The organism is Streptomyces sp. DSM 15324 (assembly GCF_001514285.1).
Classification (GTDB): domain Bacteria; phylum Actinomycetota; class Actinomycetes; order Streptomycetales; family Streptomycetaceae; genus Streptomyces.
Map to the genome: position 1 here is coordinate 1 of NZ_KQ949051.1, position 15,597 is coordinate 15,597.

The following is a 15,597-nucleotide window of genomic DNA, read 5'->3' on the forward strand; positions in this document are numbered from 1 at the left end:
GGTAGACGGTGTCGGCGCCTTCGAGCAGGCCGTGCACCGAGCCGGGGTCCCGGACGTCGCCCAGGACGATCTCCACCTGGTCGAGGACGTCCGGGTGCAGGGTCTCCAGCCAGCCGTACGAGGAGAACGAGTTGTACTGGGCCATGGCCCGCACCCGGTGCCCCGAGGCGACCAGCGCCTCGGTGAGGTGCGAGCCGATGAATCCCTCGGCTCCGGTGACGGCGGCGAGCGGTGTGGTGGTCAACTCCGGTTTCCTTCCGCTTGGTTATGAGTGTGAGCAGGTGAGCAGGTGAGCAGGCGTGCGGTGGGGGGCGTGGGGCATGGTGGGAAGCCGTGCGGCCCGTGGCGTGGGGCGCTCAGGCGTGCGGCGCGGGGCGGCCGAGCTGCCACAGCGCGTACGCCGTCAGACAGAGCGCGGCGCCCGCGCAGGCCAGGCGGAGCGCGTCGGCGGGGCCCGGCGGCAGACCGAGGAGGGCGGCCGCCCCCGCGCCCGCGGCGGCGGTGAGACAGACGACGGCAGACGGCCAGGCGGTACCGAAGGCCTGGAGCAGCAGCGCCGTCCACAGGGTGGCCGCCAGGAGCAGCAGCGCGGCCGGCGCCACCCCGGTGAGCAGGGCCGCAGGTACCAGGGGCAGCAGATAGGCGAGCAGACAGAGGGCGAGGATGCCGGCCGAGCGCAGCAGGAAGGCGGCCGGGGTCGCGGTGGCGCGCAGGGCCGCCACCGACAGTCCGCGGTAGCGGTACAGCAGCCACTCCGCGGGCCCCATGCTGACGGTCAGCACGATCACCGCGTACGGCTCCTCGCGCCCCTCCAGCAGCACCAGCACCCCGGCGGCCAGGCCGAACAGGCCGTACGGCACCGACCAGCTGAGCCGCGGGAGGTCTCCGGTGGGCGCTGCGGGCGCGGTCGTCGCGGCGAGGGCCGTGCGCAGCGCCAGAGCGGTCGCGGTCAGCGTGCCCAGCAGGGCCAGCGCCGGCAGCCCGGCCCGCAGCGCCTCGCCCGGCTCCGCCCACGGCAGGACGAGGGCCCCCGCGACCAGCGGGGAGAGCGCGGCGAGCAGCAGCCGTTCCCGCGCCAGCACCAGCAGGACGCCCGCCGCCGCCAGGTACAGCGATTGTGCGGCGGCGGCCAGGAGCACGGGCACGCTCCCGGCGAACGGCACGGCCGCCGCCGTGGCGAGGGCGGCGCCGACGGGCGCGCCCGTGAGCAGCGTCCGGCCCGCCTCGCGCCGGCCGGCCGTCATCCGCAGGTGGGCGCGGTGACCGAGCCCCTGCCCCCAGGCCCAGGAGAGCAGGCCCGCGACGATCAGTGCGGGGGCGTGGTCGGCGGCGTTCCACAGCGGACGGGTGAGCAGGAAGGCGAGCCCCGGCAGGGCGAACAGCACGCCGCGCAGCAGACAGCGAAGGGTGTCCGGGCGCCATACGTCGGCCGCGGGGGAGGGGTCCGGGAAGGTGCGCGGGACCCGTTCGTACAGCGCGGCGGCCAGGGAGAACAGCCCCGGGTGGCCGTAGCGCTCCTTGATCAGCGCGGCCGGCAGGCCCTCCGCCTCCAGCAGCGCGGCCACCTCGTAGGGGTGGACGGCGGGCCCGATGCGGTCGGCGAGTTCGGCGGCCAGCTCGCTCACCGCCTCCTCGTCGGGCCCCCGCCGAGGCAGCCGCAGGGTGAGCGTGGTCTCGTCGGAGGGCCGGTGCGGCCGGCGGCGCGGCGGACGGGTCTCGGCGAGACGCAGGGCCAGGGTGTCCCGTTCGGGGCCGCCGGGCTCCAGGGAGATCGGCCCGCTCATCCCGCCACCGTGCCGACCGGCGCGAGCGGCCGGGGCGGCACGGGTATCGCCGCGGGTTCCCGGGCCGGCGCGGCCAGTTCGAGGTAGATAGAGCGGAAGGTGTCGATGGTCCGGCGCAGGGTGAACTGCTCGATCACCCGCAGCCGCGCCGCCTCGCCCATCGCCCGGCGGCGCTCCGGGTCGCCGAGCAGCCGCAGGGCGGCCGAGGCCATCGACCCGGGGTCGCGGGGCGGTACCACGAGCCCGGTGTCGCCCACCGCCTCGCGCACCCCGCCCACATCGGTGGAGACGGTGGCCCGCCCGCACGACATGGCCTCGATCAGGGTGAAGGGGAAGCCCTCGCTGATGCTGGACAGCATCACGACGTTGCCGGCCGCGTAGGCGTCCCTGATGTCGTCGACCCGGCCCTCGAAGGTGACCGCGTCCGCGTGCCCCAGCTCGGCGGCGAGCGCCTCGCACCGCTCGCGGTAGGCCTCGCCGCCGCGCGGGGTGCCGCCGAACAGCCGCAGGCGGCAGCCGGGGAGTTCGGCGCGGACCAGGGCGAAGGCCCGGATCAGCGTCTCCAGGTCCTTGATCGGGTCGACCCGGCCGGCCCAGCTGAGGGTGAGGTCCTCGGGTTCGGGCCCGGCGGCCGGGAACGCGGCCGGGTCCACGCCGTTGTAGACGGTGCGGATCGACTCCGGGGCGGCGCCGCCCTCCTCCTCCCACAGCCGGTTGTAGCGGTTGCCGGGGGTGATCAGCGCGGCCCGCCGGTAGGTCTCCTCCGCCAGCAGCCGGAAGAAGCCGAGGACGACCGCCTTCACCGGCCAGCGGTAGGGCGCGGTGCGGTGGCCGAGGTACCGCTCGCGCAGGTACACGCCGTGCTCGGTCAGCAGCAGGGGCACGCCGTGCCGGTCCAGTGCGGCGAGGCCCGGCAGGACGGCCACTCCGCCGCTGACGGCGTGCGCCACGCCCTTGTCGGGGGCGGGAGCGGCCAGCGGGCGCAGGGCGTGCTCCAGCAGCGCGGTCGCGGTGAGCGCGTCGTGCAGGGTCGGGCCCGCCTCGCGCACGGCGAGGCCCGGCCGGTTCCACACCGAGGTGAGGACCGCGATCGCCCGGTCGCCGCGCAGGAAGGGGCTGAGCCCGCCGTCGGCGGCGGCCCGCGCCATCGTGTACAGGGCGGGCCCGAAGCCGCCCTCGGCGCGCGGGTCGAGCAGCGCGGCGAGGAACTCCTCGTAGGCGCAGGCCAGTCGGTTCCGGGCGCGGCCGCGGGGCGGGCGGCCCGCGGGCGGGTCGCCCCACAGGGGGACGGACCGCACCCGCGCGACCTGGGCGGGCAGCTCCCAGGCGAGCGGCTCGCGTCCGGTGCCGGTGACGGCGATGACGTCGAAGTCGAGGTCGGGCATGCCCTGGACGAGCTGGTCGCACCAGACGCTGACGCCGCCATGACTGTGCGGGTAGGTGCCTTCGGTGAGCAGGGTGACGCGCGCCGCGCCGGAGTGGCGCGCGCCGTGGGGAACGTGCATGGGTGGGCTCCACGGCCGAGGTGTGGGGTGGTTCGTGTTCCGGTCGGTGGGTGGGCCGTTCAGCGGGCCGGGGCCCGGGTGTCCGGTGGCGTGGCCGTCGGCGTGGTGGTGCGTGTGGTCCGCTGCATGCGGTGAAGTCCCCTCCCCGGGCAGGGGCGGGCGCGGCTCCCCCGGAGCCGGCGCACCCCCCTCGCGGAACGCCGGCTCCCCCTCCGAGGCCGGTCGTCTCCGCGTCTGTCGGCGTCAACTTAGTGAGGTGTCTGTGCGGGTTTTGTGATCTTGCCGTGAAAGATGACGGAAAAGCGCTCTTGATCCCTTGATTGGGAAGACAACCGAATCATGTGTTTTTCCGCCCGGGGTGTCGGTGGGGCGCCGCGGACGCAAGCGCTTCATGTGCTGGTCGTGGCCGCGTGGGGCGTGCCGCCGGCCCCCGGCGGGGCCCGGCCGCACCACCAGTGGTCCATACCGGGAGGGTTGGTCCGGATCAGGCCGGAATCAGGTCACCCTAAGGGAGTAGTGCGGCGCCGGACCGCCTGTGCTTGGCGCGCTCTTGAGGGGCTGCACATCTCGCGTACCGGCGACTTTCACGCGGGCGCCACCGCACCCTTCCCCCGCGTTCGATGCCCTTGGAACACTCGATTCCCGTCACGTGAGACACACCTTCCGCACGAGAGGTCCCTCACCCATGTCCGAGGTCAACCGGCGCCGCTTCCTCCAACTCGCGGGCGCCACCAGCGCGTTCACCGCGCTCTCTGGCAGCATCGAGCGTGCCGCGGCGCTGCCCGCGAACCACCGCACGGGGTCGATCGAGGATGTCGAGCACATCGTCGTCCTGATGCAGGAGAACCGCTCCTTCGACCACTACTTCGGCACGCTGAGAGGCGTCCGCGGCTTCGGCGACCCGCGCCCGGTGACCCTCGCGAACGGCAGCCCGGTCTGGCACCAGTCCGACGGGACCAAGGACGTGCTGCCGTTCCACCCCGACGCCGACGACCTCGGCATGGCCTTCCTCCAGGACCTCCCGCACGGCTGGAACGACGGCCACGCCGCCTTCCATGGCGGCACGTACGACGGCTGGATCGCCGCCAAGTCCGCGACGACGATGGCGTACCTCAACCGCCAGGACATCCCGTTCCACTACGCGCTCGCCGACGCCTTCACCATCTGCGACGCCTACCACTGCTCCTTCATCGGCTCCACCGACCCCAACCGCTACTACCTGTGGACCGGTCACACCGGCAACGACGGCAAGGGCGGCGGTCCGGTCCTCGGCAACGACGAGGCCGGCTACCACTGGACGACGTACCCGGAGCGGCTGGAGAAGGCGGGCGTCTCCTGGAAGATCTACCAGGACGTCGGCGACGGCCTCGACCGGGCGGGCGGCTGGGGCTGGATCCAGGACGCCTACCGCGGCAACTACGGCGACAACTCGCTGCTCTACTTCACCCAGTACCAGGACGCCCAGCCGGGCGACCCCCTCTACGACAAGGCCCGCACCGGCACCGACGCCCGCAGGGGTGAGGGCTTCTTCGACCGGCTCCGGGCGGACGTGAAGGCCGGGACGCTGCCGCAGATCTCCTGGATCGTCGCCCCCGAGGCCTTCACCGAGCACCCCAACTGGCCCGCGAACTACGGCGCCTGGTACGTCTCCCAGGTCCTCGACGCCCTCACCTCGAACCCGGAGGTGTGGGCGAGGACGGCCCTCTTCCTCACCTACGACGAGAACGACGGCTTCTTCGACCACGTCGTCCCGGCGTTCCCGCCCGCCTCCGCCGCCCAGGGCCGGTCCACCGTCGACACGGGACCGGACGTGTTCACGGGCGACAGCGGCCATGTCGCCGGCCCCTACGGCCTCGGCCAGCGGGTGCCGATGCTGGTCGTCTCCCCCTGGAGCAAGGGCGGTTACGTCTGCTCCGAGACCTTCGACCACACCTCGGTCATCCGGTTCATGGAGCGCCGCTTCGGCGTCCACGAGCCGAACATCTCCCCCTGGCGGCGCACCGTCTGCGGCGACCTGACCTCCGCGTTCGACTTCGGCCGCAAGGACACCCGCCCGGTCTCCCTGCCCGGCACCGACGCCTACGCGCCGCCGGACCGCGACCGCCACCCGGACTACGTCCCCACCCCGCCCGCGCATCCGGCCCTGCCGAAGCAGGAGCGGGGCCACCGCCCGACCCGCCCCCTCAAGTACGCCCCGTTCGTGGACGGTTCGGCGAACGGCGCGGCCGGGGAGATCACCCTCACCTTCGCCTCCGGCGCCAAGGCCGGGGCCGCCTTCCTCGTCACCTCCGGCAACCGGACGGACGGGCCCTGGAGTTACACCACCGGCTCGGGCAGGACCGTCTCCGACACCTGGAACCCGGCCGCCTCCGGCGGCTCCTACGACCTGACCGTGCACGGCCCCAACGGGTTCCTGCGCACCTTCCGGGGCAAGGAGGCCGGGCTGGAGGCGATCGCCCGGCACAGCGGTGACGGCCTCGAACTCACCTTCACCAACAAGACCTCCCAGGCGGCCGTGCTGAGGCTCACCGACGGCTACGGCGGCCGCCCCGCCTCCGTGCGGGTGCGCCCCGGCGCCCTGGTCCGCCACCGCGTCGACCTGACGCGGAGCCGGCGCTGGTACGACGTCACGGTCACCGCCGACGGCGACGCGGACTTCGTACGGCGGTTCGCCGGTCATGTCGAGAACGGACACCCCGGCGTCAGCGACCCGGCGATCGTCACGGAGTAGGGGAGCGTCACGGAGCGGGCGGGTCTGGTCAGGTGTCGGTGGGCTCGCGGTAATGTGCCCCGGTGACCACGCATTCGAACACACCTGCAGGCTGGTACCCGGATCCGCACGGTGCGGCCCAGACGCTGCGCTACTGGGACGGCACCCAGTGGACCGAGCACACGCACGCCGACCAGCAGGGCAAGCCCGCGCCGGCCGTCCCGGCCCAGCAGAGCGGGCCCGACCCGCGCGTCCAGCGCCAGGTGCAGCAGCAGGCCGGGGTCGCCCCGAGCGGCCCCGGCGGCGGCACGCTGTTCAGCGAGCCGGTCCTGGTGGTGAATCAGAAGGCCAAGCTCATCGAGCTGACCAACGAGTACAAGGTCATGGACCAGCAGGGCAACCAGCTCGGCTCGGTCGTCCAGGTCGGCCAGACCACCCTGCGCAAGATCATTCGGTTCGTCGCCAGCATCGACCAGTACCTCACCCACAAGCTGGAGATCCGCGACGCCCACGGCCGGCCCGTGCTGCTCCTCACCCGGCCGGCGAAGATATTCAAGTCCCGTGTGGTCGTGACGCGTCCGGACGGCCGGCAGGTCGGCGAGATCGTCCAGCAGAACGTCTTCGGGAAGATCAACTTCGCCATCAACGCGGACGGCCGGCAGATCGGCGCGGTCAAGGCGGAGAACTGGCGGGCGTGGAACTTCGCCATCGTCGACCACGCCGGCAGCGAGGTCGCCCGGATCACCAAGACCTGGGAGGGCCTCGCCAAGACGATGTTCACCACCGCCGACAACTACGTCCTCCAGATCCACTACCAGCTGCCCGACCCGCTGCTGAGCCTGGTCGTCGCCACCGCCCTGACGGTCGACACCGCGCTCAAGCAGGACGCCCGCGGGCTCGGCTGACGCCCGGTCACAGGGGAGTGAGGTGCTCCGGTCCGGTCAGGGGCCGGGGCAGCAGGGCCGGCTCGGCGGAGGCCGTCTCCGGCTTCAGCTTGAGCACGGCGGCCACCGGGTGCTCCTCGTCGTGGACCGGCAGCGGCTCCGGCGTGGCCCGCGCCAGCAGCACCACACCCCATCCGGCGAACCCCGCCCCCGCCAGCGCGAGCAGCACCCCGGCCGGCCCGCCCTGGAGCCGTTCGCCGAGCAGCACCAGCCCGATCGCCGCCGCGGCCACGGGATTGGCCAGCGTCACCATCGCCAGCGGCGCGCCGAGCCCGCCCCGGTAGGCGGTCTGCGACAGCAGCAGCCCGGCCGCGGCGAACGCCGCGACCAGCAGCGCCACCCCGATCACCGGGACGCTCAGCAGCGGGCCGGAGCGGTCGGTGGCGGCCACCGTCACCGTCTGGGTGAGTGCCGAGGCCACCCCGGAGACGATGCCGGACGCGCTCGCGTGGCGCAGTCCCGGCCGGGTGCCGGGCCGGGCCAGCAGACCGATCAGCGCCGCCGTGGCCCCCGCCACCAGGGCCGCCTCGGAGCCGCTGAGCGCGTGCTCCGGGGCCGGGCCCGAGGCCGTGACCAGGATCGCGCCCAGCCCGGCCAGGGTGAAGGCGGTGCCCCGCCACTCGGCGGCGGTGACCCGCCGTCCGGCGACCCGGGCGCCCATCGGCACCGCGGCCACCAAGGTCAGCGCGCCCAGCGGCTGCACCACGGTCAGCGGGCCGTACTTCAGGGCCACCACGTGCAGCAGCGCCGCCCCGGCGTTGAGCCCCACCGACGCCCACCAGGCGCCCCGGCCCAGCATGCGCACCAGCCCGGCGCCGGGGGAGCGGGAGGCGAGCCGCTCCTGGGCGACGGCCGCGGCCGCGTAGGCGACGGCCGAGAACAGGGAGAGGACGACGGCGACGAGGGTGGCGTTCACCGGCCCGCCCCCACCAGGACGTGGTCCCCGGCCTTCGCCCGGACCGGGCGCGGGCCGCCGCGGCCGGTCGTGGCCGCCGTCCGGACGGGCACGCGGATCACCGCGAGCGCCGCGCCGAGCAGGGCGCCCGCCACGATCGCGTCCAGCCAGTAGTGGTTCGCCGTCCCCACGATCACCAGCAGCGTCACCAGCGGGTGCAGCAGCCAGAGCCAGCGCCACCGCGACCGGGTCGCCACGATCAGCCCGACCGCGACCATCAGGGCCCAGCCGAAGTGCAGTGAGGGCATCGCCGCGAACTGGTTCGACAACTGGTCCGTCCGCGGCGGTCCGTACACCGAGGGGCCGTAGACGCGCGCGGTGTCGGTCAGGCCCGCCGCCGCGAGCATCCGGGGCGGGGCGAGGGGGAACGTCAGGTGCAGCACGAGGGCGGCCGCGGTGACGGCGGCCAGCACCCGCCGGGCCCACACGTAGTGCGCCGGGCGCCGCAGGTAGAGCCAGACCAGGAAGGCCAGCGTGGCCGGGAAGTGCACGGTCGCGTAGTAGGTGTTCGCGACCCGGACCAGGACGTCCCCGTGCAGCAGCAGGGACTGCACCGCGCCCTCGCCCGGCAGGTGCAGCCGGCGTTCGGCGTGCCACACGTCAGCGGCGTTGCGGAAGGCCTCGGCGGTGTGGCCCGTGGCCAGCTGCCGCCCCACCTTGTAAACGAGGAAGAGCCCTGCGACGAGCAGGAGCTCCCTGACTATCGGCGGCCGGGCCGGCTGGACCGGCTCCGCTGTTTCAGGCTCGGTGCGGGCATTCATCCCCCGGCCCCTTCACTGGACGGTGGTGCGTCTGATCGATCGATACGGCGTCGTACCGATACGGTACTGTACCGATACGAGTGAGTACCGGTACACTTGCGTATCGATTGAGATACGACACACTGGAAGCACAGCGAGAAAGACAGCGAGAGAAAGAGAGGCAGAGGCGATGACGTCGCAGGCCGCGGAGGGACCGGAGCCGGTCGCCGCAACGCGCCGCTCCAAGATCACGCCTGAGCGTGAGAAGGAGTTCTTCGACGCCGTCCTCGAACAGATCCGCGCCTGCGGATACGAAGCGGTCACCATGGAGGGCGTCGCCGCCACCACGCGGTGCAGCAAGTCCACGCTCTACCGCCAGTGGAAGACCAAGCCTCAGTTCGTCGTGGCCGCGCTGCGGTCCCGCCGGACCGGGCGGCTGGCCGGCATCGACACCGGCTCCCTCGCCGGCGACCTGTGCGAGGCGGCGCGGTCCACCGGCCGCTGGTCGTCGTACGACGGCACTCTGCTCCAGGCCCTCGGCCACGCGGTGCACGGCGACGAGGACCTCGCGCGGGCGCTGCGCGAGGCGCTGATCGACCCGGAGATCGACGCGCTGCGGACGATCCTGCGGCGCGGCGTCGAGCGGGGGGAGATCCCCGCCGGCCACCCCGCCCTGGAGTACATTCCCGCACAGATGTTGGGCGTCGTCCGCGCCCGGCCCGTGGTCGACGGGGAGTACGCCGACCCGGACTACCTGGTCCGGTTCGTGGAGGTCGCCGTACTGCCCGCGCTCGGGCTCGACAGCCCGTCGCCGCCAGGACCCAGGCCGCCGTCCACGGGATGACCGGACGGTGACCTGCTCGCGCCGCACCGTGGGGACGGGGGCGGCGCGCACCCCCCGGCCGGGCGGGGCTCCCCTTGAGCGGAGGGGCGCCCCGCCCGGCCGATCACGCGGGCCTCAGACGTCGGTGCCGCTGCCACCGCCGGACGCGACCTTGATGCCCTTCGTGATCGTGTCGATGACGGACACGCTCTGGTCGGCGTCCAGGCCGAACCGCAGTACCACCAGTCGCTTGGCGTCCGACGGCGAGGGGAACGCCAGCGACTCCACGTACCCGTCGGCGCCCTTGCTGGTGACCGCCTTCCAGCGCACCAGATAGCCCTTCTGCCCGGCGACGGTCACCGCCGTGGAGGCGAGCACCTGGTGCGAGGTGATCGCCCCGTAGGTGTCCCCGCCGTACGACTGCTCCGCGTTCTCGGCGATGTCCGCCTTGGCGACCTCCTCGGCGGTGTCCCCCTTGGTGCCCAGCAGCTCCACCGGTGAGGAGTACACACCGCCCTTGGTGCAGGACTTGGAGGTGTCGCCCGGGCACTTGTACGTGGAATCGGACGTCACGGCCGCGCCGGAGCTGCCCTCCTGCCCGTACCAGCCGTTCGGGATCGGGATGCTGATCCCGTTGAGCGCGTCGGTCACCGACCCGCTCCTGATCTTCGGCGCCTCCGACTCGCGCGGTGACGGCGAGTCCCCGCCGGAACCGCCCGAGCCGCCCGAGCCGCCGGGGCCGCCGGGGCCGCCGCCCGACCCGCCGGGCCCGCCCGGTCCGCCCGGCCCCTGCGCCGTACCGCCACCGCCACCGCTGCCGCCGTCGCCCTTGGACAGCGCGTACACGCCCACCCCGATGCTGGCGAGGACCGCGACCGCCGCCGCGACGGCTATGCCCGTGCGCAGCCCGTGCCGCGCGCCCGTGCCCTCCGGCGGTGCCGGGTACACCGGATAGGCCGGATACGCCGCATACGCGCCGTCGGTCGGCGCCTGCGCCGGCGGACCCCATGCGGCGGCCGAGCCCGCGGGGCGGGTCTGGTCCGTCCACGCCTTGCCGTCCCACCAGCGCTCGGTGGCGGGACCGTCATTCGTCTGCCCCGGGTCGGGGTACCACCCGGGAGGAGTCACCTGCGTCATGCCCTAACCGTATGAGGCATCGGTGAAAGGCGGATGAGAGGGAGGGGAATCCGTCACCCGGGCCCGCACCGGCCGGCGCCGCGGTTGGCGTGAATTCGACGTCAAATCGGGGTACGTCGAACGGCGTTGACGTTCCGGGGTCCGCACCGCAGGCCCGTCCGGCCGGGCCGGGGTCCGTCGTGTCACTCGTGGAGGCAAGACCTGCGCGGACTGCCTCCACGGCGCCCTCCGGACGGCTACGCTCAAGTTCTGTACGTCGTCCGGGCGATACTCGGGGAGGCAGCGGGATGACGGAGGCACGGCCGGCGGGAGCCGCCTCGGCTTCCCTGTGGGAGCGCGACGAGGAGATCGCCGCGATCGCGCGGGCGGTGGACGCGCTCTGCGCCGACCGGTCCTCCTCGGGCCACCTGCTGGTGCTCCGGGGCGAGGCCGGGGTCGGGAAGACCGCGTTGCTGGCCGAGACCCGCCGTATCGCCGAGGACCGCGGCTGCGCGATCTGGTCGGCCCGCGGCGGCGAGACGCTCAGGTCCGTCCCCTTCAACGTCGTACGGCAGCTGCTCCAGCCCGCGCTGCTGTCCCTGCTGCCCGAGGAAGCCCGCGAGTACCTCGGCGACTGGTACGACATCGCGGGCCCCGCGCTCGGCGTGGCCGAACCCGGCGACACCCCGGCCGACCCGCAGCACGTGTGCGACGGACTCGTGGCCGCCGTCAGCCGGCTCGCCACGCGCTGCTACCCCCTCGTCCTGCTGATCGACGACGCGCACTGGGCCGATCTGGAGACCCTGCGGTGGCTCGCGGCCTTCACCGAACGCCTCGACCGCCTCTCCGTCCTGGTCGTCGTCGCCCGCAGGCCCGACGAGGTGGGCGGCGACCGGGGCCGCTACCTCGACACGATCGGCGAGGCCGCCGGCCCCCCGCGTCACCAGCATCACCACCCTCACCCCGGCCTCCGTCGCCGGACTGACCCGCGCCACCCTCGGCGAGCACGCGGACGCCGCGTTCTGCCGCGAGGTGTGGGCCGTCACCGACGGCAACCCCTACGACACCGTCGAACTCCTCGCCAAGGTCAGGGACAAGGGCCTGGAACCGACCGAGGCCTCGGCCGCGGAACTGCGGCCCCTGAACCGGGCGGCCCGCGGCGGCGGACTCGTCGACCGCCTCGAGGAACTGGGCGTCGAGGCCACCCGGTTCGCCATGGCGGCCGCCATCCTCGGCGGCGTCGGCATCTCCATCGACGAGGCGTCCCGGCTCGCCGTCATGGGCCGCGACACCGCGGTGCGCTGCGCCGAACTGCTGCGCACCGCCCGTATCCTCACCGAACCCGACCCGGCCGCCCTGCCCGCCGCCGAGGGCGACCTGGAGTTCGTCCACCCGCTCATCGCCACGGCCGTCTACGACAGCATCCCCGCCAGCCTGCGCACCGCGATGCACGGCATCGCCGCCAAGATCGTCACCGAGGCCGGCAAGGGACTCGCGGCCGCCTCCCGGCACCTCATCCAGGTCCACCCCGAGGGCGACCAGGAACTCGTCGAGCAGCTCCGCGGAGCGGCCGGCGAACACCTCGCGGTCGGTGCCCCGGACGCGGCCCGCCGCTGTCTGGAGCGCGCGCTCGCCGAACCACCCGACCCGGACGTCCACGCGCACGTGCTGTACGACCTCGGCTGCGCCACCCTCCTCACCGCGCCGGCCCGCACCGTCGAGCACCTGCGCACCGCGCTCGCCCTGCCCGGTCTGGAGGGCGACCTGCGGATCGACGCCGTCTACCGCCTCTCCCAGGCCCTGCTGCACAACGACCAGATGGAGGAGGCCGTCCGCACGGTCGAGGCGGAGGCGAACCGGCTCGACCCGGGCCCGGCGAAGATGCGGCTCCAGGCGGTGCAGTTCATGTGGGAGTGCGTGCACGCGGGCGAGGCGATCTCCCCGAACCGCTCCGAGCAGCTCGCCGCCCTCGCCGCCACCTGCACCGGCCGCGACAACGCCGAGCGGGCCCTGCTCATCCTGCGCGGCTTCGACGCGGTGACCCGCGGGGAGAACGCGGAGGAGGTCGTCGAGTACTGCGACCGCGCCCTGGTCAACGGCGGTCTCGCCCCGGGCCTCGGCTGGACCGACCAGGTCTGGGGCATCGAACTGCTGATGATGCTGTCCAGCTCCTACGCCTACACCGACCGGCTCGACCGCGCCGACACCTTCTTCAACGAGGCCCTGCGCACCTACGAGTCGGCCGGCTGGAGCGGCGGCCATCTCGCCCTCGCGCACGCCTACCTCGGACTCGGTCTGCGCCGCCGCGGCAGGCTGAAGGAGGCCGAGGAGTCCCTGCGCAAGTCCCTCCGGCTCGCCGAGCGCGTCGGCCGCGGACTGCCGCTGTACTGGTCGGCCACCTGCAACCTGGTCGATGTGCTGCTCTGCCGCGGCCATGTCCAGGAGGCGTGGGAGGTCGCCGAGGAGTGCGGCTTCGCCCCGCCCTACCCGTCCACGATCGTGCTGCCCGACCCGCGCTCGGTGCGCGGCCGGCTGCTGCTCGCCGTGGGCCGCACCGCCGAGGGGATCAACGAGCTGGAGGAGGCCGAGAAGGCGGCGGCCGTCCGCGGCCACCTCAACCCGGTGATGGTCCCCTGGGCGGCCGACCTCGCCCGGGCCCTCGCCACCGCCGACCCGGCCCGTGCGGCGCTGCTCGCCGCGGACGTCCGCCGCCGGGCGGAGCGGTTCGGCACCGACACCGCGATCGGGGAGGCGCTGCGGTGCGCCGCCGCGCTGGAGACCGGTCAGCGGGCGGTCCGGCTCGCCCACCAGGCCGTCACGCTGCTGGAGTCCTCACCGAGCCAGTACGAGCATGCGGCCGCGCGGATCGAGTACGGCGTTCTGTCGCGGTCGGTGTCCGAGCTGAACCGCGGGCTGTCCTTGGCACGGACCTGCGGGGCGGACGGGCTGGTGGAGCAGGCGGAGAGGGCGTTGCGGACGGGCTGAGCCGTTCCGGTGCGGGTCCGGGGCCGGCCCTGGGCCGGGTGAGGGTCCAGGGCCGGGTGGGGCGAGGGTCCGGGGCCCGGGCCGGGTGCAGGTCCGGATCCCGGGCTGGGTGCGGGTTCACGGCCGGGGTGAGGTGCGGGTCCGGGCCAGGGCCGGGTGGGGCGAGGGTCCGGGTCCCGGGCCGGGTGCAGGTCCGGGTGCGGGTCCACGGCCGGGTGAGGCGCGGGTCCGGGGCGGCGTGAGGGTGCCGGTGCGGGTCGGGGCCGGTGCATGCCGGTGCGTGGGGGGCCGGGCGGGGCCCCGCCGGGGTCAGTCCTCCTCCTCCAGCACCCGCTGTGCCGTCGCGAACGCCGAGTTCGCCGCCGGGACCCCGCAGTACACGGCCGTCTGCAGCAGCACGGCCCCGATCTCGTCCGGCGTCAGCCCGTTGCGCCGCGCGGCCCGCACATGCATGGCCAGCTCGTCGTAGTGGCCGTGCGCGACCAGCGCGGTCAGCGTGATCATGCTGCGTTCCCGGCGGCTGAGCGTGGGGTCGGTCCAGATCTCGCCCCACGCGTAGCGCGAGATGAAGTCCTGGTACCGGGCGGTGAACGGCGACTGCCGGGCCTGCGCCCGGTCCACATGGGCGTCGCCCAGCACCTGGCGCCGCACCTCCATGCCCCGCCTGGCCCCGCCGTCGAAGTGGCCCCGCAGCGCGGTCAGCACCGCCTCGGGCCGCTCGGCGGGCGCCAGGTGCGAGGCGCCCGGGATCTCCACGAGCGCCGCGTCCGGCACCGCGTCCGCGATCTCCCGCAGATGCGCGGGCGGGGTCGCCGGATCCTGGCGCCCCGCGATCGCCAGGGTCGGCACGTCGATCTCCGCGAGCCGCTCCCGCAGGTCGAACGCGGCCAGCGCGTCACAGCAGGCGGCATAGCCCCCGGGGTCGGCCGCGCGATGGTCGGCGACCAGCTCCGGCACGGTGAACCCGGGGGTGAACCAGCGGGCGTCGGCGCCCGCGGCGAGCTTCTCCAGCCCCTCGGCGCGCACCTGCGCGGCCCGCTCCTGCCACAGCCTGCTGCCGTTGAAGTGGGCCGAGGAGCAGATCACCGCGAGCTTCGACACCCGCTCGGGGTGGTGCAGCGCGAGGTGCAGACCCACCGCCCCGCCCAGGGACACGCCCGCGTAGGCGAACCGCTCCAGGCCGAGCGAGTCGGCGAGCGCGAGCACCAGCGCGGCGAGGTCGCCGACGGTGGCTCCCGGGCCGATCAGGGAGGCGGGGGAACCGCCGTGCCCGGGCAGGTCGTAGCGGATCACCCGGTGGGTGGCGGACAGCTCGGGCGCGACCTTGTCCCACAGGGCGTACGAGGTGCCCAGGGAGGGGCCGAGCAGCAGCGCGGGCGCGGAAGCAGGGCCCTCGGCACGGTGGTTGAGCAGTTCCTCGGTCAACGTCGCTCCAGCGCACGGTCGGTGAGGGCACCGGCGGAGCCGGTGTAGCGGGCGGGGTCGGTGAGGTCGCCGAGGTCGATGTCCTTCACGTCGGGCTCCTCGGCGAGGAGTTCGGCGAGCGGGCGGCCCTCGGTGTAGGTGCGCGGGGCGAGCGCGGTGAGCAGCTCCTTGGCCCGGGCCCGGCCCAGCACCGCCGACAGCTCGGCGGACAGCCGCTCGGAGACGATCAGTCCGTGGGTGAGGTCCAGATCGGCGCGCATCGCCTCGGGACGCACCCGCAGGCCCTCGGTCAGCTCGGCCGCGTCCCGGGCGGCGCCGCCGACCAGCCGCAGCAGGTCCCGCAGCGGCTCCCACTCGGCGTGCCAGGACCCGGCCGGCCGCTCGTCCGGGGCGGTCAGCGCCCCGAACAGCACGGCCGCGAGCTGCGGTGCGCGCAGGGCGGCGGCCGCGATCAGCGTCGAGCGCACCGGGTTCGCCTTGTGCGGCATGGCGGAGGAGCCGCCCCCGCTGCCCTCGGCCAGCTCGGCGATCTCGGTGCGGGCGAGGGTGAGGACGTCCGCGGCGACCTTGCCCAGGGCGCCCGCGGAGAAGGCGAGACAGCCGGCCAGGT

Annotated in this window: 11 protein-coding genes and 1 pseudogene; 4 read left to right on the top strand and 8 right to left on the bottom strand. The window is 74.3% G+C overall.

Translation table 11 applies throughout. The features are described 5' to 3' along the window. From AQJ58_RS39940 to pelF, 3 genes are all read right to left on the bottom strand, one after another. Positions 1-244 (bottom strand): GDP-mannose 4,6-dehydratase (locus tag AQJ58_RS39940; protein ID WP_159056419.1); only part of this gene is annotated, 244 nt, incomplete at its 3' end. A 112-nt stretch (positions 245-356) separates the two neighbouring features. After that, positions 357-1,784, bottom strand: a complete 1,428-nt coding sequence (locus AQJ58_RS39945) for a hypothetical protein (RefSeq protein ID WP_067259536.1) — start codon at positions 1,782-1,784, stop codon at positions 357-359. Next, positions 1,781-3,289, bottom strand: coding sequence for a GT4 family glycosyltransferase PelF (gene pelF / locus AQJ58_RS39950; protein ID WP_067259537.1), 1,509 nt, complete (start codon positions 3,287-3,289; stop codon positions 1,781-1,783). Before pelF ends, AQJ58_RS39945 begins: the two co-directional genes overlap by 4 nt. Positions 3,290-3,974: 685 nt before the next feature. Between pelF and AQJ58_RS39955 the strand changes: the two genes are divergently transcribed. Both AQJ58_RS39955 and AQJ58_RS39960 read left to right on the top strand, forming a co-directional pair. After that, positions 3,975-6,020: a phosphocholine-specific phospholipase C gene (locus AQJ58_RS39955; protein ID WP_067259539.1), complete on the top strand. Its 2,046-nt coding sequence runs from the start codon at positions 3,975-3,977 to the stop codon at positions 6,018-6,020. Between the two features lie 62 nt (positions 6,021-6,082). After that, positions 6,083-6,904, top strand: a complete 822-nt coding sequence (locus AQJ58_RS39960) for an LURP-one-related family protein (protein WP_067259541.1) — start codon at positions 6,083-6,085, stop codon at positions 6,902-6,904. A gap of 7 nt (positions 6,905-6,911) precedes the next feature. Here the strand turns inward: AQJ58_RS39960 and AQJ58_RS39965 are convergent, their stop codons facing one another. Beyond that, positions 6,912-7,859, bottom strand: coding sequence for a DMT family protein (locus AQJ58_RS39965; RefSeq protein WP_067259543.1), 948 nt, complete (start codon positions 7,857-7,859; stop codon positions 6,912-6,914). Continuing rightward, positions 7,856-8,659, bottom strand: coding sequence for a phosphatase PAP2 family protein (locus AQJ58_RS39970; RefSeq protein ID WP_067259544.1), 804 nt, complete (start codon positions 8,657-8,659; stop codon positions 7,856-7,858). The genes AQJ58_RS39965 and AQJ58_RS39970 overlap by 4 nt, the downstream gene beginning before the upstream one ends. Positions 8,660-8,828: 169 nt before the next feature. On the opposite strand from AQJ58_RS39970, the gene AQJ58_RS39975 reads away from it, so the two are divergent. Next, positions 8,829-9,482: a TetR/AcrR family transcriptional regulator gene (locus tag AQJ58_RS39975; RefSeq protein ID WP_067259546.1), complete on the top strand. Its 654-nt coding sequence runs from the start codon at positions 8,829-8,831 to the stop codon at positions 9,480-9,482. Between the two features lie 114 nt (positions 9,483-9,596). On the opposite strand, the gene AQJ58_RS39980 is transcribed toward AQJ58_RS39975, so the two are convergent. Beyond that, positions 9,597-10,598 (bottom strand): DUF2510 domain-containing protein, encoded by a 1,002-nt coding sequence (locus tag AQJ58_RS39980; protein ID WP_067259548.1) that lies wholly within the window; start codon positions 10,596-10,598, stop codon positions 9,597-9,599. 287 nt (positions 10,599-10,885) lie between these two features. On the opposite strand from AQJ58_RS39980, the pseudogene AQJ58_RS39985 reads away from it, so the two are divergent. Next, positions 10,886-13,562 (top strand): annotated as a pseudogene (locus tag AQJ58_RS39985) (ATP-binding protein). A gap of 309 nt (positions 13,563-13,871) precedes the next feature. On the opposite strand, the gene pcaD reads toward AQJ58_RS39985, so the two are convergent. Further along, a complete protein-coding gene (gene pcaD / locus AQJ58_RS39990) occupies positions 13,872-14,987 on the bottom strand; it encodes a bifunctional 3-oxoadipate enol-lactonase/4-carboxymuconolactone decarboxylase PcaDC (RefSeq protein WP_067259550.1) in 1,116 nt (371 codons plus the stop codon). Further along, on the bottom strand, positions 14,984-15,597 hold a 614-nt coding region (locus tag AQJ58_RS39995; RefSeq protein WP_267892130.1), incomplete at its 5' end, for a lyase family protein. The genes AQJ58_RS39995 and pcaD, both read right to left, overlap by 4 nt.